Source organism: Oceanicaulis sp. LC35 (genome assembly GCF_052055585.1).
Lineage (GTDB): Bacteria > Pseudomonadota > Alphaproteobacteria > Caulobacterales > Maricaulaceae > Oceanicaulis.
Genome location: NZ_CP170485.1, coordinates 829,722 through 853,528 on the forward strand (window position 1 = coordinate 829,722; position 23,807 = coordinate 853,528).

Sequence of the window (23,807 nt, forward strand, 5' to 3'; positions counted from 1 at the left end):
TTTTTCGTGATGGGATGGGCTATCAGAGGGCCGGGCGGCCGCTGCTGCGAGAGGGGAAACCCTGCAGGAGAGGAAAGTCCGGGCTCCATGGAGGCAAGGCGCCGGGGAAATCCCGGCGGGCCGGTTTTCCGGTTCAGGGACAGCGCCGCAGAAATCAAACCGCCGCACCCCGGTGCGGCAAGGGTGAAACGGTGGGGTAAGAGCCCACCGCCCCGACCGCAAGGAAGGGGGCACGGCAAGCCCCGCCTGGAGCAAGACCGAATAGGGACCCGCGTTGCGTTTCGGCGTAACAGACGCGCCTCCGCGTCGAGGTCCGGGTAGGTTGCTGGAGGCGTCGTGCAAGCGGCGTCCTAGAGGAATGGTCGCCCCCGGTCATCACTATGGGATGGCATGGGACAGAACCCGGCTTACAGGCCCTCTGATCCTTTCTTTCAGGCATTTATGGTAGGCCAAAGGTTAACGCCGGGCCCGATCTGTTCTCAATCTGTTCTTGGTTTTGTGTCCCGCTATACGCGGGATTTTCTGTTTTCATGCGGGAAAACGCGCGTTCGAGTATGTTGAGACCATTGTAACCCATGCTTTCCCATGTTATCCCATAGTTAACCCGCCAAGATGGGGCGCGGGTGATTATGGGGCTTAGCCGGTCATGTTCGTCTCAACGACGACAAACGGAATCGATGCGAAGGGGCGGGTGTCTGTACCGGCCGACTTCCGCGCGACCGTGTCCGGCCAGGGCTTTCCCGGCATCTATGTCTGGCGCTCCTTCAACGGCCCGTTCCTTGAGGGCGGCGGTCAGCGTCTGCTGGAAGATTATTCGGACGCGATCGAGGATCTCGATCCCTATGATCCGGCCCGGACCGCATTCGAGCGCGTGATCTTTGGCGGTGCGAAAGCGCTGAGCTTTGACTCCACGGGTCGTGTCTCCCTGCCCAAGGAATTTCTCGACCATGCCGGCCTCGACAAGCAGGCGGTCTTCATCGGCATGGGCAAGCGGTTCGAGATCTGGGATCCGACCGCGCATGCCGAACAACAGGTCGATGATCTGAGCTTTGCACGCGACAACAAGTCTGCGCTGCGCCGCCCGTCCCGTCGTCGGGGAGATGAGGCATGAGCGATCAACCGCATATCCCGGTGATGCTGGATGAAGTGCTGACCCATCTGCAGCCGCGCGATGGCGGCCTGTACGTGGATGGCACGTTCGGCGCGGGCGGCTATACGCGCGGCATTCTGGGCGCGGCGGAGTGCCGGGTGCTCGGCATTGATCGTGACCCGAGCGCGCGGGAAACCGCCGAGCGCATGAAACCGGCCTATAAGGGGCGCTTTGCGTTCGGCTTTGGCCCGTTCTCCATGATGGAAGACATCATCGAAGCGGCGGGCAGCTCGGGCGTTGACGGCGTGGTGCTCGATCTCGGGGTCAGCTCCATGCAGCTTGATCAGGCCGAGCGCGGCTTCTCCTTCCAGAAGGACGGCCCGCTGGACATGCGCATGTCCCAGTCCGGCCCGACGGCGGCGGATGCGGTGAACCATCTTGAGGCCAACGAGCTGGCGGCGATTTTCAAGGTCTATGGCGAGGAGCGTCATGCGCGCCGCGCCGCGAACGCCATTGTGCGCGCTCGCGAAATTGAGCCGATCACCCGCACGCTGGTGCTGGCGGACATCATTGGCAGGGCGGTCGGCGGCAAGCCGGGGCGCATCCACCCCGCCACGCGCTCGTTCCAGGGCTTGCGGATTTATGTCAATGACGAGCTGGGCGAGCTGGTGCGCGGGCTGCAAGCCGCCGAGCGCGTGCTCAAGCCGGCAGGCCGTCTGGTGGTGGTGACTTTCCACTCGCTGGAAGACCGCATCGTGAAAACCTTTCTGCGTGAGCGCGCCGGCATGACCGGCGGCGGCTCGCGCCATCAACCGGAAATTCAGGCCGAACGCGAACCCAGCTTCTCGCTGGTCAGCAAGAAGGCCCAGTCCGCCACCGAGGCTGAAGCCGCTGAAAACCCGCGCTCGCGATCGGCCAAGCTGCGCGCTGCGATCCGCAACGAGCATGAAGCCTGGCCGCGTGAGGATGAAGGCTTTGCGGGCGTGCCGCCCTATCGCCGTCTTGAGGAGTGTGTTCAATGATCCGCATCGTTGAAATCGTCGGCGTTCTGGTCGCCGCAATCCTGCTCGCCGCGCTTTATGTGGCCAAGTCCGGCACAGCCAATGATCAGGAAAAGCTCGCTCAGCTGCAGGCCGAGCTGGCGCGCGAGCGTGGCCGGATCAGCGCCCTTGATGCGGAAATCTCTCACCAGGAAGAGCCCGAGAATCTGCGCCGCCTGGCGCGCGCCTATCTGGGGTTCGAGCCGGTGCGTCCCGAGCAGGAGCTGGCCTTCTCCGAGTTGCCGCGCCTGAGCGGCGAGGGCGCGCCGGAAGGTCTGCGTGATCCGCAAGAGGCGGCGCCGACGGCGCGCGTTTCTTACGCCCAGCCCGGGCGTCGTTGATGAAGTTCCTCCGTCGGTTCTCGCGGCGTGTGCGGGTCAGTGATGACCGTCGCGCAACGCCGCCTGCGCCGGTGGAGAGCGCTCCGGCGCGCGCCATGCAGCGCCTGCGTATCGAGAACCGGTCCAACAAGGCGGGCCGTCGCCGTTCGCGCCTGAGCGTCATCGGCCTGGTGCTCAGCGTCGGCTTTGTGGTTTCTGCTGGCCGCGCGGTGCAGGTCGCCGCCTTTGGAGCGTTCGCCGATGATGAGGCTGAGACCGTCATCGCTGAAGCCGCGCCGGTGCGTCGCGCGTCGATCCTGGACCGCGATGGCGAAATTCTCGCCGCGACCCTCGATTTCCACTCGGTCTACGCGGACCCGCTCTATGTCTGGGACGCCGAGGAAGTCGCCCGGCAACTGGCGACCGTCCTGACCGATATCGATGTGGAGCGGCTGACCCGTCGCCTGTCGTCCAATTCGCGCTATGTGCCGATCGCGGACGGGCTGAGCCCGCGCGTGCGTCAGGCGATCCACCTCTTGGGCCTGCCGGGCATCTTCTTTGAGGTCGAGCCGGGCCGCATCTATCCCAAGCAACGCGTCGCCGCCCATCTTGTCGGTTATGTGGATGGCCAGATGCACGGCGCCGCGGGGGCTGAATACGCGTTTGACGCCGAGCTGGCTGAAGGCGGCCGTCCCGTCACCCTGTCCATCGACCTGACCGCGCAATACCGGGTGGAAAGCGTGCTGCGTGAACGCATGGCCGCACACCAGGCGGCGGGCGCCTCCGCCGTGCTGATGCGCGTCGGCACTGGCGAGATCATCGCCATGGCGTCGTTGCCCGATTACGACCCCAACCGCTTCGCAGAGGCGACGGCGCCGGGCTCTGACATTGATCCGCTTTTCAATCAGCCGGTGAACGGCGTGTATGAACTGGGTTCGGTCTTCAAGCCGCTGGCGCTGGCTGCCGGTCTGGAAGCGGGCAGCGTGCACATGGATGACGTCTTTGACGCCTCCACGCCTGTGCGCATCGGCGGACATGTCATCCGCGATTATCGCGGTGAGAACCGGCCGCTGACCGCGCGGGAAATGGTGCTTTACTCCTCCAATATCGCCGCGTCTCGCATGGCCGATACAATCGGTGCGGATGATCTGACCGGCTTTTATTCTGATCTGCGCCTCTTTGAAGCGCCGCCCATCGAGCTTGCCGGCGCGGCGTCGCCGAACCTGCCGCGTCGCTGGGGGCGGATCCAGACGATGACCGCGTCTTACGGGCATGGTTTTCAGGTGAGTCCGCTGGCGCTGGCGTCCGCCTATGCCGCGCTCGCCAATGGCGGCGTTTACACCCCGCCAACCTTGCGCCCCGTCGCCCCTGGCGAAACCGTCGCGGGCGTGCCCGTGATGAGCCCGAATGTGGCGGCGCAGGTGTTGGGTGTGATGCGCGAATATGTGGCGCGATCCCAGACGGGATCGGCGGATGTGGACGGGCTGGCGGTGGCGGGCAAGACCGGCACGGCGGAACGGGTGATCAATGGCGCGTATGTTGAGGGCAACACCTTCAACACCTTTGTCGCCATATTTCCGTTCGATGATCCGCAATATGTGCTGACCGTGTCGATGGACCGGCCTCACCCGACCGCTGAAACCCACGGGTTCTCGACTGCAGGCTGGACGTCCATGCCGGCGGCGGGCGAAATCATCCGCTCTCTGGCCGGTGTGCTGGACATTGACCGACATGACGCCGACCCTGAGGCGCAAGTCTCAGTGGTTGCTGAACTGTTTGCTCCCCGCCCGCGGCTCGTGGCTCCGTCCGAAGAGCCGGTCGCGCTGGAAGACGCCGTATCCGAGGACCCGCAATGATCCGTTCTCTTGCTGACCTTCTGCCCGAGACGCTGAGCGCGCCCCAGGGGGCTGAGGGCGTGGAAGTGACGGGCCTTGCCCTTGATAGTCGCAAGGTGAAGCCCGGCGATCTGTTCGCGGCCCTGGCGGGCGTGAAAGTGGACGGGACGCAATTCATCCCCATGGCGATCGAGAAGGGCGCGGTTTGTGTCCTGGCTCCCACGGGCACGACAGCGTCTGTCCCGGTGATCGAGGCCGAGGACCCGGCTGAAGCCCTGTCAGCCATCGCTGCGAACTTCTATCCGCGCCAACCCGCCACCATTGCTGCGATCACGGGCACCAACGGAAAAAGCTCGACGGTCGAGTTCCTGCGCCAGATCTGGGCGAAGGCCGGGATCGAGGCGGCGGCCCTGGGCACGCTGGGGGTCACCCGCTCCTCGGGTCGCACCGATGTGGGCTACACCACGCCAGACGCCATCGCGCTTCATCAGAGCCTCGACAAGCTGACCGAGGAAGGCGTGACCCATCTGGCGATGGAAGCCTCCTCTCACGGGCTCAAGCAGCGCCGCATGGACGGGGTGCGCCTGTCCCTGGTGGGGTTCACCAACCTTACGCAGGATCATCTCGACTACCATCCTGATTTTGAAGACTATTTCGCCTCCAAAATGCGACTGTTCTCTGCGCTTGCCCCGATGGGGACGCCGGCCGTCATCAACATGGATTCAGACTGGTCCCAGCGTGTGGCGCAGGCCGCGCAATCCGCGGGGCTCAGCCCGATCGAGATCGGCTGGCGCGGTCGGGATCTGACCGTGCACGAAATCACCCCGCACCCGGCAAGCCAGATGGTGCGCTTCTGCTGGAAGGGTGAGGAGCACGAGGTTGACCTGCCGCTGATCGGCGAGTTTCAGGCGGCCAATGCGCTGGGCGCCGCCGCCATGGCCATTGCCAGCGGCGTCGCGCCCGATCAGGCGTTCGACGCCATGAGCCAGCTGGCCGGCGTCGCGGGGCGTTTGCAGACGGTGGGCGCGACGAAAGCGGGCGCTCCGATCCTGCTCGATTACGCCCACACCCCTGATGGGCTCGACAAGCTGTTGCGCGCGGCGCGCCCGCATACCCAAGGCCGGATCATTCTGGTGTTCGGTGCGGGCGGGGATCGTGACCCGACCAAGCGCGCGCCCATGGGCGAGATTGCGGCGCGTCTGTCAGACATCGCCATCGTCACCGATGATAATCCGCGCAGCGAAGATCCGGCCAGCATCCGCAAGACCATTATGGCGGCCTGTCCGGGAGCTCGGGAAATCGGTGATCGCGAAGCGGCGATCCGTGCGGGCATCGAGATGCTTGAAGCGGGCGATGTGCTGCTGGTGGCGGGCAAGGGGCATGAGACCGGCCAGATTCTGGCTGACCGCGTCATTCCCTTTGACGAAACCGAGATCGTCACCCGCATCCTCAAGGAGCTGGGGGGCGAGGCATGAGCGAACCGCTCTGGACCGCAAAAGACGCGGCGGAGGCGTCACAGGGGCGTCTGACCGAAGGCGGTTGGGCCGCCACGGGCGTTTCCATCGACACGCGCACGCTGCAGCCGGGTGATCTGTTTGTCGCCCTGACGGCGCAACGCGACGGGCATGACTTCGCCCAGGCTGCGCTCGACAAGGGCGCCGCGGCGGTTCTGGTGTCCAATCCTGAAGTCTGTACAGGCCCGCGCCTTGTCGTTGATGACGTGCTCGACGGTCTGATCCGTCTGGGGGAGGGCGCGCGCCGTCGTTCGGACGCGATCCGGGTCGGGGTGACCGGCTCGGTCGGCAAGACCAGTGTGAAAGAGGCGCTGGCGGCGGTCTTCCGCAAGGCGGGGCCCGCCCATTGGTCTGAAAAGAGCTACAACAATCATTGGGGCGTGCCGCTGACTTTGGCGCGCATGCCGCAGGCGACCCGCCATGCCGTCTTCGAGATGGGCATGAACCATAAGGGCGAAATCGCCGAGCTGACGCGCATGGTGCGTCCGCATGTGGCGATGATCACCAAGATTGCTCCCGCCCATCTTGAAAATCTGGGCTCTATGGAAGGCATTGCCGGCGCCAAGGCCGAGATTTTTGAAGGGCTTGAGGCGGATGGCGTTGCGGTCATTCCGGCGGATGACGAGTTCGCGCCGCGCCTGATGCAGGTGGTGCAAAGCTCGGGCGCCGGATTCATGCTCGATTTCGGACTTACTCCGGGCGCCGCGGTGCGCATCCTGTCCTATGACGAGGGACCGGATGGAGGCGTGGGCCGCATGGATGTGATGGGCAAGCCGATGGATTTCCGCCTGCGCCTTCCCGGCGCACACCAGGCGGTGAATGCTGCAGGCGTGGTTGCGGCGGCTCTGGGCGCCGGCGTTGAACCGGATCTGGCGCTTGATGCGCTGTCCGAACTCAAACCCACGGCCGGCCGGGGCGTCACCTTCTACGCCCAGGTCGCCAAGGGGCGGGTCATCGAAGTGGTCGATGAAAGCTATAACGCCAACCCGGCCTCCATGCGGGCGGCCTTTGGCGCGCTCAAACTCAGAAAGCCGCAGGGGCAGGGCCGCAAGCTCGCTGTCATCGGTGAAATGCTGGAGCTGGGGCCCGATAGCCGCGCCCTGCACGCCGCTCTCGCCGAACCGCTGGTTGAAGCGGGCGTGGATCATGTGATCGGGGTGGGCGAAGGCGCTCGGGCGCTGATGGATGCGCTGCCGACCGATCTGCGGGCCGCCTGGTGCGAGCGTGCAGATACTGCCGTTGAAACGCTCACCGAACTGGCGCGGGATGGCGATGTGGTCCTTGTTAAGGGATCAAACGCTTCTGGCGTTCATAAACTTGTGTCATCGCTGCGCGACAAAGCCAAACCTGCCTCCGCCTGAAGGGCCTGACCAAACATGCTTTATCTTCTGCTGTCTCCGTTCGCAGACCAGTTCCAGGCCCTTAACCTGATCAATTATCTAACGTTTCGGACCGGGGCGGCGATGATGACCGCCTTCATTCTGGCGCTCGCGATCGGCAATCCCTTCATCGGTTGGCTGCGCACCAAGGGCTCCCAGCCGATTCGCACGGACGGGCCGGAAAGCCATATCATCGCCAAGGCGGGCACCCCCACCATGGGCGGGTTCATCATTCTGGCGGGCATTCTGGCGGGGACCCTGATCTGGGCCGATATCACCAATCCCTATCTGTGGGTGGTGATTTTCGTGACAGCCGGATTTGGCGGCATCGGCTTCATCGATGACTGGCGCAAGGTCACCAAGAAATCCACCGAAGGCCTGTCCGGCAAGGGCAAGCTGATCCTGCAATTCGCCATCGCAGCGGTGGCGGTCGTGGCGATGGTCTATCTGCTCGATACCGCGCCGGATACGCCGGAGAATTTCGCGACTTCGGTGGCGGTGCCCTTCTTCAAGGATCTGATGGTCCCGCTCAGCTTCGCCTTCTACCTCTTCGGCATGGTGGTGATCGTGGGCGCGTCCAATGCGGTGAACCTCACCGATGGTCTCGACGGCCTTGCTATCGTGCCGGTGATGATCGCGGCGGGCAGTTTCGGCTTCATCGCCTATTTCGTCGGCTCTTCGGTCTATTCTGAATACCTGTTCCTGAACTTCACGCCGGGTACGGGTGAGCTTGCCGTGATCTGCGGCGCGATGATCGGCGCGGGTCTGGGCTTTCTCTGGTACAACGCCCCGCCCGCCATGGTGTTCATGGGCGATACCGGGTCTCTGTCTTTGGGCGGCGCGCTGGGGACCATCGCGGTCGCTGTGAAGCACGAGATCGTTCTGGTGATTATCGGCGGCCTCTTCGTGCTCGAGGCGGTGTCGGTGATGGTTCAGGTGGCCAGTTTCAAACTGACCGGCAAGCGCGTCTTCCGCATGGCGCCGATCCACCACCATTACGAAAAGCTGGGCTGGGCGGAATCCACCATCGTGGTGCGGTTCTGGATCATCGCCTTCGTGCTGGCCCTGATTGGCCTGTCGACCCTGAAACTGCGCTAGACACGTCCTGCCGGTCTGAACCGCGCAAGGAGCTATCGAACTAGGAAGAGCCCATGAGCACCCGACGCAAGGCCGGATTGTGGAGCGGACTGGACCGCCCGATCCTGGTCATCGTGATCTTTCTGATGACGATCGGGATTGTTCTGGCCTTCGCCGCCAGCCCCGCCGCGGTTGAACGCAGCAGCTGGATCGATGATCCGTTCTATTACCTGTATCGGCAGCTGGCCTTCATGGGCGCCGGGCTGGTGATCCTGGCGTTTTCCTCGGCCCTGTCATTGACCGGGGTTCGGCGGTTCGCAGGGCTGACGCTGGTATGCGCGTATGTGGCGTTGATCCTGGTGTTGGTGATTGGTGTGGAAGTCAATGGCTCCACCCGCTGGATTCGTCTCGGACAGTTCTCGCTGCAGCCTTCTGAATTTCTCAAACCGGCTTTCGTGGTGATCGCCGCCTGGCTGTTTTCCGAGGAAGATCGCGGCGCTCCGGTCTATGGCCGGCTGGTGGCGTTCGGCCTTTACGGGCTTGGTGCATTCTTGTTGATGCAACAGACTGATTTTGGGCAGACGACGCTTTTGACCTTATTGTTTGGAGCCTTGCTGTGGTCCGGCGGACTGTCGCTGGCCTGGACGGCGGGGCTGGCGGTTGTGGCTAGCGTGGGCGGTTTTCTGGTCTACAGTAGTGTGCCCTACATCCGTAGCCGCATCGCCGATTATCTGGGACTGACACAGACGGATGGCCCCACCCAGACCGGTCGCGCCATCGAGGCCATGTCCCATGGCGGCATCTGGGGCGTCGGCCCGGGCGAGGGGCAAGTCAAGCATCTGCTGCCTGAAGCGCATACCGACTATGTGTTTTCCGTCGCAGCCGAGGAGTACGGGCTGATCGCCTCGCTCGCCATTATCGGTCTTTATGCGTTGCTGTTTGCGCGCGCATGGATGTTGTGCCTGCGGCTCAATGATCCCTTCGCCCAGCTGGCGACATCGGGGCTTGCCCTGTTGTTCGCACTGCAGGCGCTTGTGAATATCGGGGTGAATCTCGATATCGCGCCGTCCACGGGCATGACCTTGCCCTTCATCTCTTACGGCGGATCATCCATGCTGGCCTTGTGTTTCTCCGCTGGCTTGTTGCTGGCGCTGACCCGTCGCCGCCCCGGCGCCTATGCGCCCCGCACCCGCCAGGGAGACTTGCCCGCGTGACCCCGAAACGTCTGCTCATCGCCGCCGGTGGCACTGGCGGCCATATGTTTCCTGCCCGCGCCGCCGCAGATGCGCTGATCGCACGCGGCTGGTCGGTGAAGCTTGTCACCGATGCGCGCGGCGCGCGCCACGCAACCGACTTTCCAGGCGAACCGGTCAGCGAGGTTGAGGCCTCAAGTCCGTTTTCCAAGAACCCTGTAAAGATGGCCCAGTCGGTGATGAAGCTGACCCGGGGCGTGTTTCAGGCGCGTCGCATCATGGCCGAGTACCAGCCCCATGTGGTGGCGGGCTTTGGCGGCTATCCGGCGTTCCCGGTGCTGACTGCAGCCTGGATGTATTCCATTCCCCGCGTCATTCACGAACAGAATGCGGTGCTGGGCCGGGTGAACCGCTTGTTCGCCGGTTCGGTGGTCAGCGTGGCGTCCGGCTTTGCCCGACTGGACAAACTGCCGTCCGGCGCCGTGCACGCGGTCACCGGCAATCCCGTGCGCGCCCACGTGTTGGCGGCGCGCGAGGTGGAATACGCTCCGCCGGCGCCGGGGGGTGAAATCCGACTGCTGGTGCTGGGGGGCTCGCTGGGGGCGCGCATTCTGTCGGAAACTGTGCCGCGGGCCATTGCCGAGCTTCCTGAAGATCTGCGCCTGCGTCTGAAGGTCGTTCAGCAAACGCGCGAGGAAAGCCTCGACAGCGCCCGCCGGATCTACGCCGACGCCGGGGTGCAGGCCGAGCTGAGCCCGTTCTTCCGCGATATGGGGCGGCTTTACGCCGAGACCCATCTGGTGATCTCGCGCTCGGGCGCGTCTTCGGTGTCTGAAATCGCTGCGATTGGTCGTCCCGCCATATTCGTGCCGCTCGCCATCGCTATGGATGATCACCAGACGGCGAACGCTCAGGGTCTGGTCCGGACCGGGGCTGCGGAGATGATCACGGAAGCGGATTTCACCGTGGATCACCTGCGAGCGCGCCTTGAAACGCTGTTGTCGGACGGCGAAGCTCTGGATGCGCGTGCGCGCCTGGCCCGGACAGAGGGCCGACCTGACGCTCATGAGCGTCTTGCTGATCTGATTGTACAAGCTGCGGAGCCTAAACTCTGATGCCGCCCATTGATCTCGCCGCCTCGGTTGGTCCTGTTCACTTCGTCGGTATTGGCGGCATTGGCATGAGCGGCATCGCCGAAGTCATGCTGACGCTCGGCTACAAGGTCACGGGCTCTGACATCAAGGACAGCGCCAATGTCCAGCGCCTACGCGAGAAGGGGGCCGTGGTTCATATCGGCCACGCTGCAGAGAATGTGGACGGCGCAGGGGCGCTCGTCGTCTCGAGCGCGGTCAAGAAGGACAATCCTGAACTGGTCGCCGCGCGCGCCAGGCGCACCCCGGTCGTGCGCCGGGCGGAAATGCTGGCCGAGCTGATGCGGCTCAAGCATGCGGTGGCGGTGGCGGGCACCCATGGCAAGACCACCACGACTTCGCTGGTCGCCTGCCTGATGGATGCGGCGGGCTTTGACCCAACGGTGATCAATGGCGGCATCATTTCCGCCTATGGCTCGAACGCCAAGATCGGCGAGGGCGAGTGGATGGTGGTTGAGGCCGACGAAAGCGACGGGTCCTTCCTCAAGCTGCGTGGCTCGGTCGGGATCATCACCAATATCGACCCTGAGCATATGGAGCATTACGGCTCGTTCGACGCCCTGCGCGACGCTTTCGCCCAGTTTGTCGAGAACCTGCCGTTTTACGGATTTGCGGTGCTGTGTATCGACCATCCAGAAGTGCAGGCGCTGGCCGCACGGATCGAGGATCGCCGGGTCATCACCTATGGCTTCTCTCCGCAAGCGGATGTGCGCCTATCAAACCTCGTCATGGATGAGACAGGCGGCCATTTCGACCTGACCTTCCAGCCGCGCGGCGCCGAACCCGTCACCTGGGCGGGGATGAGCCTGCCGATGATGGGTGAGCACAATGTGCTCAACGCGGCGGGCGCTCTGGCGGTGGTTCAGGCGCTTGGCGGCGGCGAGGAAGAAGCTCGCACGGCGCTCTCGGGCTTCACCGGCGTCAAGCGCCGCTTCACCATCACGGGTCAGGCCAACGGCGTAACCGTGGTGGACGATTATGGCCACCACCCGGTCGAGATCAACGCGGTGCTGAAAGCCGCGCGCCAGCGTGTCGGCGCGGGGCGCGTGCATGCGGTCGTCCAACCGCACCGCTATTCGCGCCTGCATGATCTGTTTGAGGATTTCTGCACCTGCTTCAATGACGCAGACAGCGTCTGGGTGACCCCGGTCTATGCCGCAGGCGAAGCCCCGATCGAGGGCGCGAGCCAGGAATCCCTGGTGGCGGGCCTTCAGCGCCACGGCCACCGCAATCCGAACGCCACGACGCGCGAAACCCTGCCTGAGGATCTCAAATCGGTCATGCAGCCGGGCGATCTGATCGTGTGTCTGGGCGCGGGCGACATCACCGCCTGGGCGGCCGAGCTGCCCGCCCGCCTGGAGGCGTAAGCATGGCCTGGCCGTCTCTTCTCGGTCGTTTGCCCCAGGTGCGCGGCAAGCTGATCGAGAACGCCTCGCTGGCGGACATCACATGGCTGCGCGTGGGTGGTCCGGCGCAGGTTCTATTTCTGCCTGCAGATGCGGCTGATCTGGCGCGCTTTCTTGCCGAAACCCCGCGCGATATCGAGGTGCGGGTGCTGGGCGCAGGGTCCAATACGCTGGTGCGTGATGGCGGCCTGCCGGGCGTGACGGTCAAGCTCACCCCCGCTTTCGGCAAGGTCGAGGCGCTGGAGAACAATCGCATTCGCGCCGGCGCCGCCGCGCTCGACAAGATGGTCGCCAAGGCCGCCGCGAAAGCCGGGATCGCCGGGCTGGAATTTTACGTGGGCGTGCCCGGCGCGATTGGTGGCGCGCTGCGCATGAATGCGGGCTGCTACGGGACCGAAACCAAAGACGTTCTGGTCGAGGCGGTCGCGCTGGACCGCACCGGGCGGCGCATCATCGCGCCGGTGTCCGAGCTGGGCTACGCCTATCGTCATTCAGATGCGCCCGAGGACTGGATCTTCATCGAGGCGGTGTTTGAGGGGCAAGCCGATGAGCCTGCCGCCGTCACCGAGCGCATGAACGCCATCACCGAGCGTCGCGAGGCGAGCCAGCCGATCCGCGAAAAGACCTCTGGCTCCACCTTCAAGAACCCCGATCCTGAAACCTCGGACGGGCGCTCGGCCTGGCAGCTCGTGGACGCCGCGGGCTGGCGCGGCAAGCCCATTGGCGGCGCACGCTTTTCAGAACAGCATTGCAACTTCCTGATCAATGACGGCACGGCGACCGCCCATGATCTCGAAACCCTGGGCGAGACCGTGCGCGCCGAGGTGAAAGACAAGTTTGGCGTCGAGCTTCACTGGGAAGTCAAACGGATCGGAGAGCCTTGAATGAGCAAGCATGTGGCGGTTCTGCTGGGCGGTCGCAGCCCGGAGCGTGACGTGTCCCTGGTCTCGGGCAAGAAGGTGATCGAAGCGCTGGAAGCCAAGGGCTATCAGGTCGCCCCGATCGATCCGCGCGATCATGACTGGATCCGCCAGCTCGAAGGCGTCAATCCCGATGTGGTCTTCAACGCCCTTCATGGTGATTGGGGCGAGGATGGTCGGGTGCAGGGCGTGCTCGATTATCTGGGCTATCCCTACACCCATTCCGGCGTCGCGGCGTCGGCGCTGGCCATGGACAAGCAGCGCGCCAAGTCGGTGCTGCGCGAGGCGGGCATCCAGTGCCCCGAAGGCCAGCTGATCAGCCGGTTCGAGGCGGCGCGCGAACACGTCATGAAGCCGCCCTATGTGGCCAAACCCAATGCGCAGGGCAGTTCTGTGGGCGTGGTGATCGTCAGCGAAGGCGCGAACCGTCCGCCCGCCATTCTGGGTTCGGAAGACTGGCCCTATGACGAGGAAGTGTTGATCGAGCGCTTCATTCCGGGCCGCGAGCTGACTGTCGCCGTCATGGGCGACAAGGCGCTGACCGTCACCGAGATTGTCCCCAAGACGGCCTTCTATGATTACGACGCGAAGTATTCCGATGGCGGCTCGGTGCACCAGCTGCCCGCCGATGTGCCGCAAGCTGTTTTCGACGAATGCATGGCTGAGGCGCTGAAAGCCCATCAGGTGCTCGGCTGCCGTGGCCTGACCCGGTCTGATTTCCGGTATGATCCGGAAACGGGCGGCGTGTGGTTACTCGAAATTAACACCCAACCCGGCATGACTCCCACATCCCTTGCGCCCGAACAGGCGGCGCACTGCGGCATCGGTTTCCCCGATCTCGTAGCGTGGATGGTGGAGAATGCGGCGTGTCCAAACTGAAGGCCGTCGGCGCTCGAGACACATCGAAAGCCCGGCGAAAGTCAAAGACAGCCCCCAAAGCGGCGGGCGGGCGCAAGCTGTCCAACTGGGCGGCGGCGCAATGGCGCGCGGCTCGCAACCGGGCGGGCTATGCCTTCAAGCTGATCCTCACCGTCTGCGGCGTGCTCCTGGCGGGCACGGTCCTGATCCTCATCGCCTTTGGTCAGCTTGATGATGTGGGCGGCATGGTGGCGGGCCGTGCCGAGCGCGAGCTTGAGACCGCGGGCTATACGCTGGACTGGCTGGATGTGGCGGGCGCTGAACGCACGGGCGTTGAAGAGATTGCGCTGGCGGTCGGCGCTGCGCCGGGGCTGGGGCTGAGCCGTGTGGACCTCAATGCTGCGCGCGCGTCTGTCCAGTCGCTCAGCTGGGTGAAGTCTGCGCAAGTGCTGCGCCTGTGGCCGGACCGTATCGCCGTGCTGATCGAGGAGCGCGAGCCCTTCGCCATCTGGCAGATCAACCAGACGCACCATGTCATTGATGCGGATGGCTATGTCATCGACGCGGCGGACCCGCGCGAGTTTCTCGATTTGCCGCGTGTGGTGGGCGAGGGCGCGAACCGTGAGGCGCAGTCGGTAATCGCGCTGATGGCGCTGCATCCCGAAATCCGCGACCGCGTCACCAATTCCATTCGCGTCGGCGAGCGGCGGTGGAATCTGCGGCTTCAGAGCGGTGGTGATGTGCTGCTGCCCGAGGATGATCCGGCGAGCGCGTTGGCGCTTCTGGCGGCCATGCATGAGGAACGCGGCGTGCTCGATTACGAGGCGCAGATCTTTGATCTTCGCAATGCGGGTGAAATGGTGATGCGGCCCTGGCCGGATCGGGCGGCGGAACGCGCAGGGCGAGGGGCTTAAGCGATGGGTGCGATGGGGTTTTTCAAGTCAGGAGGCGCAGCAAGCGCCGCCACGCCGCCGCGCAAGGCCGGGGTGTTCGCCGCGCTTGATATCGGCGCGTCCAAGACCGTGTGTTTTATCGCCAAGACCGAAGAGACGCTGGCGGGCCTGCGTCCGCGTGTGATCGGGGTCGGCCATCAGTCCACCCGCGGCGTGCGCGCGGGTCAGGTGGTGGACGTCAATCTGGCCGTTGAAAGCATCCGCGCTGCAGTGGAGAACGCCGAGCGCATGGCGGGGCATACGGTGAGTGAAGTCTTCCTGGCCGTTTCCGCCGGGGCGCCGTCGAGCGCGCGCATTTCGGTCGAGATGGATCTGGCCGCCCGAGAAGTCACTGACCGCGATCTGCGCCGCATCCTCGCTGAAGCACTGCGTCGCCACCATGAGCAAAAGCGCGTGCTGCTGCATGCTCTGCCGCTCTCCTGGCGCGTGGACGGTCATCGCGGGGTGAAGGATCCGCGCGGCATGTTCGGCGAAAGCCTGGGCGTGGACCTGCACCTTGTCAGCGCCGCCTCGGATCCGCTGCAGAACCTCATTTCCTGCGTCGAGCGTTGCCAGCTCACCGTCGCAGGCGTGGCGGCGACGCCGTATGTCTCCGGAATTGCGGCTTTGGCCCCGGATGAGCGCGATCTGGGTGCGCTGCTGATCGATATGGGCGCACACACCACGACCGTGGCGGTCTTCAATGAAGGCGCATTGCAGCATGTGGACGGCGTGCCGGTTGGGGGGGCTCACGTCACCAACGATATCGCACGCGGTCTGTCGACGCCGGTGAACGCGGCGGAGCGAATCAAGGCGCTGCATGGCTGTGCGCTTGATAGTCCGGACGACGACCAGATCATGATCGAGACCCCGCCGGTGGCGGGCTCGGGCGTCGTGACCATGAACCAGCAACCCAAGGCGCTGTTGAACGCCATCATCCGCCCGCGCCTGGAAGAAGTGTTCGAGATGGTCCGTGACCGGCTGGACGCGGCGGGCGCCGCCAGTGCATCGGGGCGGTCTGTCGTCCTGACGGGCGGCGCGGCGCAACTGCCTGGCGCAACCCAGCTGGCCGGCCGTGTGCTGGGCAAGCAGGTGCGTTTGGGGCGTCCGGACACCCTCGCAGGTCTGGGGGATGCGGTCTCGGGGCCGGGCTTCAGTGCGGCTGCCGGTTTGCTGCTGCGCTGCGTGCAGGGGCCGTCCGAAGCGATCTCCGGCCCGCCCCGGTTTGATCAGGGTCCGGCCCGCATTCGCGAGCGTGCGACAGGCGAGACCGGCATGAAAGCGGTCTGGCGCTGGTTCGCAGAAAGTTTCTAGACTCCCAACACGGACTCAGGGTCCTGTTATTGTATGCGAAAAAAGGTTTGCTCCGAAGGGAGCGGCTTAACGCTCGATTAAACAAGCAAGCGCAGTCTCACGGGGTGATTCGTTAACCCTGCCGCCCCACGGAGACCTGCCATGCCCTTGAACCTTTCCGCGCCAGAAACTACCGAACTCAAGCCTCGCATCCTTGTGTGTGGTGTCGGCGGCGCCGGGGGCAACGCCGTTAACAACATGATCGACGCCCAGCTCGAGGGCGTGGACTTTGTGGTCGCCAACACCGACGCGCAGGCGCTGCAGCGCGCGCGCACGGATCGCCGCATCCAGATGGGTGCGGGGATCACGGAAGGTCTGGGCGCTGGGGCGCGTCCGGAAGTGGGTGAGCAATCCGCAGAAGACTCCCTGGCCGAGATCCAGGAGCATCTGCAAGGCGCACACATGGTGTTCATCACCGCCGGCATGGGCGGCGGCACCGGCACCGGCGCAGCGCCCGTGATCGCCCGCGCGGCGCGCGAACAGGGCATCCTGACCGTTGGCGTGGTGACCAAGCCGTTCCATTTTGAAGGCACCCGCCGTATGCGCCTGGCCGAAGCCGGCATCGAGCGCCTGCAAGAGCATGTCGACACCCTGATCATCATCCCGAACCAGAACCTGTTCCGGATCGCCACCGAGAAGACGACCTTCGCGGAAGCGTTCGGCATGGCGGACCAGGTCCTGCACTCGGGCGTGCGCGGCATCACCGACCTCATGGTCATGCCGGGCCTGATCAACCTCGACTTCGCCGACGTCCGCACCGTGATGAACGAAATGGGCAAGGCGATGATGGGTACGGGCGAATCCAGCGGCGAGAAACGCGCCGTGGAAGCCGCTCACAACGCCATCAACAACCCGCTTCTCGACGATGTGTCGATGAAGGGCGCCAAGGGCGTGCTCATCAACATCACCGGCGGCATGGACATGACGCTGTACGAAGTCGACGAAGCGGCCAACGAAATCCGCAACGAGGTCGATCCGGACGCCAACATCATTGTCGGCTCCACCTTCGATCCCGAGCTCGATGGCATCATCCGCGTGTCCGTCGTGGCCACCGGCATCGACGCCGAGCTCAATGAAATGCACGACCCGCGCCGCCGTCAGGGCTCTGAGCCGGTCGCTCCGGTCTGGAAAGGCCGCGAAACCCGCCCCCAGCGTCAGACCGAGCCGCTGGTGCGTCGCGCCTCTGATGCGGTCGCCGTGAACGAGACCCCGCGCGCTGAATCCCACGCGGCCCCGCATGTGACGGCCCGCGCCGGCGACACGGTCAGCGCACCGGACAGCTTTACGGGCGGTCAGCCGGTTCATCCCGTCGCCAAGCCGGCGGTTGTTGAGACCCGCGAGCGTCTTGAGCGTGAAATGACCCACCCGTCCGAGCCGCAGGCGCACATGCAGCACCAGCAGCCGGTCGAGGCGCAGCCGCAACAGCCCGCAGCGCATCAGCCGCAGGCTGAGGAAAGCCAGCCGGCGCGTGAGCCGCGCCGGGGCCTGTCGCTGTTCGGTCGCCGCAAGTCCGCACCGGCCGAGCACAAGGCTCCGAGCCAACCCGAGCGCCCCTCCGTGGTGCGTCCGGTCGAGGCCGCGCCGCGTCCGAGCCAACCCTCTGGCGACCTGTTCGGTGAGGATCTGGACGAGAACGAGCTGGAAATTCCGGCCTTCCTGCGCCGCCAGGCCAACTAGGCTCCAGCGCTAATCCCTTGAAAACGCGTCGCTCTGGTCAATCAGGGCGGCGCGTTTTTCATTGGGCGCTCCGTTTCGTAACACGGTGCAACAATCGTTTAATTGCGGGATGCATCACGGTCCGTAGTGTGCAGGGTGAGGGGCGTAGCCTGTTAAGCATCTTCATGCGTTTCAGGCTCATGGATTGATAAAAGACTGGATTGGGCTTGCTTCATGATTGAACGCGCAACATTGGCGGCGCCGGCGGTTTGCGCCGGGATCGGCCTGCACACCGGAGCCCGTGTCCGCATGGCGATGAAGCCCGCTCCGCTCGGGGCAGGCATCGTCTTTGAACGGACCGACCTTCAGGTGTCTGACCGCCTTGTTCCGGCGCGCCGCGAGTTTGTGCGCTCGACCGATCTGGGCACCACTCTGGTTAATGACGCCGGCGCATCGGTTGCGACGGTGGAACATCTGATGGCCGCTCTGGCCGGTCTGGGCATTGATGATCTGATCGTCGAGCTGGATGGACCGGAAGTGCCGGCTATGGACGGCTCGTCCGCGCCGTTTGTCGATCTGATCCTGCATGCAGGTCTGAAGACCCGCCCGGCGCCGCGCAAGGCGCTGCAGGTTCTCAAGCCGGTCGAGGTGGAGGATGGCTCGCGCCATGCCGTGTTCCTGCCGGCGCTGCGTCCGGCCATCGATGTGGAAATCGACTTTGATGATCCCGCGATTGGCCGTCAGCACTTCGCCTTTGAAGTCAGCCGCGAGAATTTCCAGCAGCTGGTCGCCCCGGCGCGCACCTTCGGCTTCCGTCGGGAATTCAGCGCGCTTCTGAAAGCGGGCCTGGCGCGTGGCGGCTCCATGGAAAACGCCGTGGTGGTCGATGACGATGGCGTCGCCAATCCCGAAGGCCTGCGTTTCGCCGACGAGTTCGTGCGTCACAAGGCGCTGGATGCGTTGGGAGATCTGTATCTTCTGGGCGCTCCGATCATCGGGCTCTACAAGGCGCACCGTCCGGGCCATGGTCTGAACGCCAAGGCGCTGGCGGCCCTGCTGGCGGATGAAACCGCCTGGCGCTGGACGTCGATGGCCGATACGTCGGTGCACAGCGAGCGTCTTGTTCACTCCTGATTTCCCGTCAAAAGCCGATCTTATTCACACTCGGCCTGATAGGGTGCTTTTGCCCGCGCCCGCGATGGGTTAAACCATTCTCAATACCTAAGAGTCCGCTGCGTCCCGAACCTCGGGGCAGGCGGTCGCCGGCTTGAGGGCGTGCGTCCATGAAGACTGTTCTGCGTTTTGCTGTAATGGGCGCCGTCGCCTTGTCCCTGACTGCGTGTGCAGGGCGGGATCGTGAAGAGCTGGCCTATGTGGAACAGCCCGTTGAGCTGCTTTACGCGGAAGCCTTCGAGAAGATGCAGCGCCGTCGCTATGACGAAGCCGCGGCCTATTTCGACGAGGTTGAACGCCAGCACCCGTTCTCTGAATGGGCGCGTCGTTCCATGCTCATGGCCGCTTACGCCAACTATCGCCAGTCCAAGTATGACGAGGCGATTTCGGATGCGCAGCGTTTCATCGCCCTGCACCCGGGCAATGCCAGCGCGCCTTACGCCTATTACCTGATCGCGCTGTCCTATTACGAGCGCATCTATGATGTCGGTCGTGACCAGTCCACCACCATGCAGGCGCTGCAAGCGCTGGAGCAGGTGGTGCGTCGCTATCCCGATACGCCTTACGCCCAGGATGCGCGGCTGAAGATCGACATGACGCGCGATCACCTGGCCGGCAAGGAAATGAGCGTTGGCCGCTGGTATCTGCGCAATGGCTATCATCTGGCGGCGATCAACCGCTTCCAGAACGTGATCCGTGAGTACGAGACCACCAGCCACACGCCTGAAGCGCTGCACCGTCTGGTCGAGGCCTATGTCAGCCTGGGCGTGGACGAGGAAGCGCGCCAGATCGCTGCGGTGCTGGGTTACAACTTCCCCGGCTCAGAATGGTATGAGGACAGTTATGATCTGCTCACCTCGCGCGGCATCGCCGTGCCGGGGTCTGAAGATCAGGAGCGTGAACCGTCCCTGCTGCGGCGCGCCCTGAACCGCGTCTTCGGCTAAGCTCGAACCAGATTGCGAACCTGAATGCTGGCTTCGCTCTCCATCCGAGACATCGTCCTGATCGACACGCTCGATCTGACGTTTGACGCCGGTTTGTCCGCACTGACGGGCGAAACTGGCGCGGGCAAATCCATCCTTCTGGGCGCTCTGGGGCTGGCGTGCGGGGAGCGAGCCGAACGCGCCCAGGTGCGCGCGGGGGCGGACAAAGCCGTGGCGACCGCCCTGTTTGAACCGCCCGTGGGCCATCCTGTGTACGCGCTGCTGGATGAGGCGGGCGTGACCGTGGAGCCGGGCGAGCCGGTGATTCTGCGCCGCACCCTGACCTCCGACGGTCGCTCGCGCGCCCATGTGAACGACCAGCCCGCCAGCGTGGGGCTTCTGGCCTCTCTCGGTGAGGTGCTGGTGGAGATCCATGGCCAGCACGATGGCCGCGGCCTGATGGACCCCAAAAGCCATCGCGGCATGCTGGACGCCTATGCGGACGCTGAAGCTGAACTCAAAGCGGTGAAAGCCGCATGGAAGGCGCTGAGCGAGGCGCGCAACCGGCTCGAAGAGCTGACCGAGGCGCGCGACAAGGCGGCCAGCGAACAAGCCTTCCTGCGCGACAGCGTGGATGCGCTGGAAGCCCTCAACCCGCAAACCGGCGAAGAGGACGGCCTCGCCGCCGAGCGCAAATTCCTGCAGCAGGCCGAATCAGCCCTCACAGAGCTCAATGACGCCATGGATGCGGTCGCCGGTGGCGACGGCCTGTCCAACCGGCTCAATACCGCTTTGCGCGGTCTGGAACGCGTCCGTGCGGCGCTCGAAGGTGCCGAGGGCGGTGAAGGCGAGGCGGGCGCGGCCCATGCCTCGGTCGAGCGCGCCGCCGGGGCGCTCGATCGCGCGCTCATTGAATTCAATGAGGCCGAGGAAGCCCTGTCTGAAGCCGCCGCCCGCTTTGATGTGGAGCCGGGGCGCCTGAATGAGGTGGAAGAGCGCCTGTTCGCGCTGCGCGCCGCCGCCCGCAAACATAATGTGGACGTGGATGAGCTGGCCGAGCTGCGCGATCGCCTCGCCAGTCGTCTGGACATGATCGAGCACGCAGATGACCGGCTGAAAGAGGCCGAAGGCGCGCTCAAGGCGGCCGAAGCCGATTATGCCCGCGCCGCCAGGGCCCTGACCTCCAAGCGTCAAAGTGCGGGTGACGCTCTGGCGAAGGCGGTCGAGGCCGAGCTGGCGCCCCTGAAAATGGACAAGGCGCGCTTTCGGGTGCGCGTTGAAACCGACGAGACAAAACCTGGCGCCTCGGGCTGGGACAAGGTCGCCTTTGAGGTCGCCACCAATCCCGGCGCGCCGTTCGGGCCGCTCGACAAGATCGCCTCGGGCGGTGAGCTGTCGCGGTTTGCACTGGCGCTGAAGGTCTGCCTTGTGGGCGAGGATGCTCGCACCATGGTGTTTGACGAGGTGGATCAGGGTGTGGGCGGCGCTGTCGCTGATGCCGTCGGCTCGCGCCTCAAACGCCTTGCCGAGACCGGGCAGGCGCTCGTGGTGACCCATAGCCCGCAAGTGGCCGCACGCGCCGATGCGCACTATCGTATCGAGAAGGCGGAGCAGGGCGAGGGCATGCGTACTACGGTACGGCGTCTCGCCGAAGCGGACCGCCGCGAAGAGATCGCCCGCATGCTGTCGGGCGCCGAGATCACCGACGCGGCCCGCGCCGCCGCCGACCAGCTGATGGGCTCATGAACGCTGCGATGAAGGATGTGGAGGCGCTGTCCTCCGAAGAAGCCGCCACCGAACTCGAACGTCTCGCCCGCGAAATCGCCAAGCATGACAAGGCGTATTACGAAAAGGACGCGCCGAAGATCTCGGATGCGGCCTATGACGCCCTGCGTGTGCGCAACAGCGCCATCGAAGAGCGCTTTCCCGAACTCAAGCGCAAGGACAGCCCGTCTGAGCGCGTCGGCGCGAAACCGTCCGAGCAGTTTGGCGAAGTGGTTCACGCCGTGCCCATGCTGTCGCTGGGCAATGCGTTCGAAGATCAGGATGTGCGCGATTTCGCCGACCGCATCCGCCGCTTCCTCAATCTCAGGGACGAGGCGCTGGTCTTCACCGCCGAGCCCAAGATCGACGGGCTGAGCGCCAATCTGCGCTATGAAAAGGGTGAGCTGGTGGTGGGCGCCACGCGCGGCGATGGCCGAGCGGGCGAGAACGTTACCGCCAACCTCAAGACCATTGCCGACATTCCCCACACGCTGACAGGCGATGTGCCTGATGTGCTGGAGGTGCGCGGCGAGGTTTATATGAGCCATGCCGACTTTGCCCAGCTCAATGCCATGCAGGAAGAGCGCGGCAAGCCCGCCTACAAGAACCCGCGCAATGCGGCAGCAGGTTCCCTGCGCCAGATCGACCCCAATGTGACCGCCGAGCGCCCGCTGCGGTTTTTCGCCTATGCCTGGGGTGAGTTGAGCGAGCCCTTGGCAGACACCCAGTATGACGCGGTCAAACGCCTCGGGCAGCTGGGCTTTGTGATCAATCAGGACATGGAGCGGGTAGAGAGCGTCGAGGCTGTGCTCGCCCATTATCGCGCGCTTGAGGCCAAGCGCGCCGATCTTGGCTATGACATTGATGGCGTCGTCTACAAGGTGGATCGGCTCGACTGGCAGGAGCGGCTGGGCTTTGTCGCCCGTGCGCCGCGTTGGGCCATTGCGCACAAATTCTCGCCGGAAAAAGCCGTCACCCGGCTTAATGATATCGACATTCAGGTGGGCCGCACGGGCGCTTTGACGCCGGTCGCCAAGCTCGAACCCGTCACCGTGGGCGGCGTCGTGGTGTCAAACGCGACTTTGCACAATCAGGACGAAATCGAGCGCAAGGATGTGCGCGTGGGTGACATCGTGATCATCCAGCGCGCCGGCGATGTGATCCCGCAAGTGGTCGAGGTCGTGCTCGACAAGCGTCCTGAGGGGGCCGAGCCCTTCGCCTTTCCCACCCTATGCCCCGTCTGCGGCAGCCATGCCGTGCGCGAAGAGGGCGAGGTCGTTCGCCGCTGTACGGGCGGGCTGATCTGTGACGCCCAGGCGGTGGAACGGCTCAAGCATTTTGTCTCAAGAAAAGCCTTCGACATTGAAGGCCTCGGCGCAAAACAGATCGAAGCCTTCTTCCATGAGGGGCTGGTCAAGCAACCTGCTGACATCTTTACCCTGCGGGCGCGCAATGAGGCGGGGGCGATCACCCCGCCCATCCAGACCCGTGAAGGCTGGGGCGAGCGCTCTGCGGCGAACCTTTTTGGCTCCATTGACCAGCGCCGCAATATCGGGTTGGCGCGCTTTCTGTTCGCGCTCGGCATCCGCCATGTGGGCGAGGAGACCGCCCGCCTGATCGCGCGCAGCTTTACAAGCTGGCAGGCCGTGCGCGAGACGGCGGAAGCGGCGAACGAGCCTGGCGAAGCCTTCGCCGCCTTCATGGAGATTGACGGCATTGGCGAGACGGCGGTCAAAGCCCTCGCCGAATTCTTCGCCGAAAGCCACAATCAGGATGCGCTCAACGCCCTGCTTGAGCACGTGAATGTCGAAGATGCCGAACAGGTGGCCGCTGAAAGCCCCGTCGCGGGCAAGACCGTGGTGTTCACCGGCTCACTCGAACGCTTCACCCGCGATGAGGCCAAAGCCAAGGCGCAATCGCTGGGCGCGAAGGTGTCCGGTTCCGTCTCGGGCAAGACCGACATCCTCGTTGCCGGTCCCGGCGCGGGCTCCAAGCTGAAAAAGGCGCAGGAGCTTGGCGTTCAGACCATGACCGAGGATGAATGGCTCGCGCTCATCGGGGGGTGACTCGTCTCCCTCTCAAAGTGTCATTCACCGGTTTATCCGGTGAATCCATGCCGTGACCTTCGATCAGAACAACCGGCATGGATCCCCCGCATGACGCGGGGGATGATAATGAGTGATTGTTAGAAGTATGTGTCATCCCGGCCTGGAGCCGGGATCT

Annotated in this window: 19 protein-coding genes and 1 other RNA gene; all 20 read left to right on the forward strand. The window is 64.5% G+C overall.

Features of this window, described 5'->3' with window-relative positions:
• The first annotated feature begins 22 nt into the window (after positions 1-22).
• The 20 genes from rnpB (at position 23) to ligA (ending at position 23,650) form a co-directional block, all read left to right on the forward strand.
• Positions 23-426: RNase P RNA component class A (rnpB, locus tag ACFELO_RS03855), an RNA gene on the forward strand.
• Between the two features lie 265 nt (positions 427-691).
• A complete protein-coding gene (locus ACFELO_RS03860; RefSeq protein ID WP_348764603.1) occupies positions 692-1,111 on the forward strand; it encodes a division/cell wall cluster transcriptional repressor MraZ in 420 nt (139 codons plus the stop codon).
• Complete coding sequence (gene rsmH / locus ACFELO_RS03865; RefSeq protein WP_440959259.1) at positions 1,108-2,112, forward strand: 16S rRNA (cytosine(1402)-N(4))-methyltransferase RsmH; 1,005 nt, start codon at positions 1,108-1,110, stop codon at positions 2,110-2,112. The genes ACFELO_RS03860 and rsmH overlap by 4 nt, the downstream gene beginning before the upstream one ends.
• A complete protein-coding gene (ftsL, locus tag ACFELO_RS03870; protein ID WP_440959260.1) occupies positions 2,109-2,471 on the forward strand; it encodes a cell division protein FtsL in 363 nt (120 codons plus the stop codon). The genes rsmH and ftsL overlap by 4 nt, the downstream gene beginning before the upstream one ends.
• A complete protein-coding gene (locus ACFELO_RS03875; protein ID WP_440959261.1) occupies positions 2,471-4,306 on the forward strand; it encodes a peptidoglycan D,D-transpeptidase FtsI family protein in 1,836 nt (611 codons plus the stop codon). Before ftsL ends, ACFELO_RS03875 begins: the two co-directional genes overlap by 1 nt.
• Positions 4,303-5,760 carry a UDP-N-acetylmuramoyl-L-alanyl-D-glutamate--2,6-diaminopimelate ligase gene (locus ACFELO_RS03880; RefSeq protein ID WP_440959262.1) on the forward strand — a complete coding sequence of 486 codons (1,458 nt, stop codon included), beginning with the start codon at positions 4,303-4,305 and terminating at the stop codon, positions 5,758-5,760. The genes ACFELO_RS03875 and ACFELO_RS03880 overlap by 4 nt, the downstream gene beginning before the upstream one ends.
• The gene (locus ACFELO_RS03885) at positions 5,757-7,160 is read left to right on the forward strand and encodes a UDP-N-acetylmuramoyl-tripeptide--D-alanyl-D-alanine ligase (RefSeq protein WP_440959263.1); all 1,404 of its coding nucleotides are present in this window, start codon (positions 5,757-5,759) and stop codon (positions 7,158-7,160) included. The genes ACFELO_RS03880 and ACFELO_RS03885 overlap by 4 nt, the downstream gene beginning before the upstream one ends.
• Positions 7,161-7,175: 15 nt before the next feature.
• A complete protein-coding gene (gene mraY, locus ACFELO_RS03890; protein ID WP_440959264.1) occupies positions 7,176-8,276 on the forward strand; it encodes a phospho-N-acetylmuramoyl-pentapeptide-transferase in 1,101 nt (366 codons plus the stop codon).
• 53 nt (positions 8,277-8,329) lie between these two features.
• Positions 8,330-9,469 (forward strand): FtsW/RodA/SpoVE family cell cycle protein, encoded by a 1,140-nt coding sequence (locus ACFELO_RS03895; protein WP_440959265.1) that lies wholly within the window; start codon positions 8,330-8,332, stop codon positions 9,467-9,469.
• On the forward strand, positions 9,466-10,563 hold the full coding sequence (murG, locus tag ACFELO_RS03900) for an undecaprenyldiphospho-muramoylpentapeptide beta-N-acetylglucosaminyltransferase (RefSeq protein WP_440959266.1): 1,098 nt from the start codon (positions 9,466-9,468) through the stop codon (positions 10,561-10,563). The genes ACFELO_RS03895 and murG overlap by 4 nt, the downstream gene beginning before the upstream one ends.
• 8 nt (positions 10,564-10,571) lie before the next feature.
• A complete protein-coding gene (gene murC, locus ACFELO_RS03905; RefSeq protein WP_440959888.1) occupies positions 10,572-11,966 on the forward strand; it encodes a UDP-N-acetylmuramate--L-alanine ligase in 1,395 nt (464 codons plus the stop codon).
• A gap of 2 nt (positions 11,967-11,968) precedes the next feature.
• Positions 11,969-12,889, forward strand: a complete 921-nt coding sequence (murB, locus tag ACFELO_RS03910) for a UDP-N-acetylmuramate dehydrogenase (protein ID WP_440959267.1) — start codon at positions 11,969-11,971, stop codon at positions 12,887-12,889.
• A complete protein-coding gene (locus ACFELO_RS03915) occupies positions 12,890-13,804 on the forward strand; it encodes a D-alanine--D-alanine ligase (RefSeq protein WP_440959268.1) in 915 nt (304 codons plus the stop codon).
• Positions 13,792-14,697 (forward strand): cell division protein FtsQ/DivIB, encoded by a 906-nt coding sequence (locus tag ACFELO_RS03920; RefSeq protein WP_440959269.1) that lies wholly within the window; start codon positions 13,792-13,794, stop codon positions 14,695-14,697. The genes ACFELO_RS03915 and ACFELO_RS03920 overlap by 13 nt, the downstream gene beginning before the upstream one ends.
• Before the next feature lie 12 nt (positions 14,698-14,709).
• The gene (gene ftsA / locus ACFELO_RS03925; RefSeq protein ID WP_440959270.1) at positions 14,710-16,029 is read left to right on the forward strand and encodes a cell division protein FtsA; all 1,320 of its coding nucleotides are present in this window, start codon (positions 14,710-14,712) and stop codon (positions 16,027-16,029) included.
• A 141-nt stretch (positions 16,030-16,170) separates the two neighbouring features.
• A complete protein-coding gene (gene ftsZ, locus ACFELO_RS03930) occupies positions 16,171-17,745 on the forward strand; it encodes a cell division protein FtsZ (protein ID WP_440959271.1) in 1,575 nt (524 codons plus the stop codon).
• A gap of 213 nt (positions 17,746-17,958) precedes the next feature.
• A complete protein-coding gene (lpxC, locus tag ACFELO_RS03935) occupies positions 17,959-18,858 on the forward strand; it encodes a UDP-3-O-acyl-N-acetylglucosamine deacetylase (protein ID WP_440959272.1) in 900 nt (299 codons plus the stop codon).
• 149 nt (positions 18,859-19,007) lie between these two features.
• The gene (locus ACFELO_RS03940; RefSeq protein ID WP_440959273.1) at positions 19,008-19,841 is read left to right on the forward strand and encodes an outer membrane protein assembly factor BamD; all 834 of its coding nucleotides are present in this window, start codon (positions 19,008-19,010) and stop codon (positions 19,839-19,841) included.
• Positions 19,842-19,865: 24 nt separating this feature from the next.
• A complete protein-coding gene (recN, locus tag ACFELO_RS03945) occupies positions 19,866-21,566 on the forward strand; it encodes a DNA repair protein RecN (protein WP_440959274.1) in 1,701 nt (566 codons plus the stop codon).
• Complete coding sequence (gene ligA / locus ACFELO_RS03950; protein WP_440959275.1) at positions 21,563-23,650, forward strand: NAD-dependent DNA ligase LigA; 2,088 nt, start codon at positions 21,563-21,565, stop codon at positions 23,648-23,650. Before recN ends, ligA begins: the two co-directional genes overlap by 4 nt.
• The last annotated feature ends 157 nt before the right edge of the window (positions 23,651-23,807 follow it).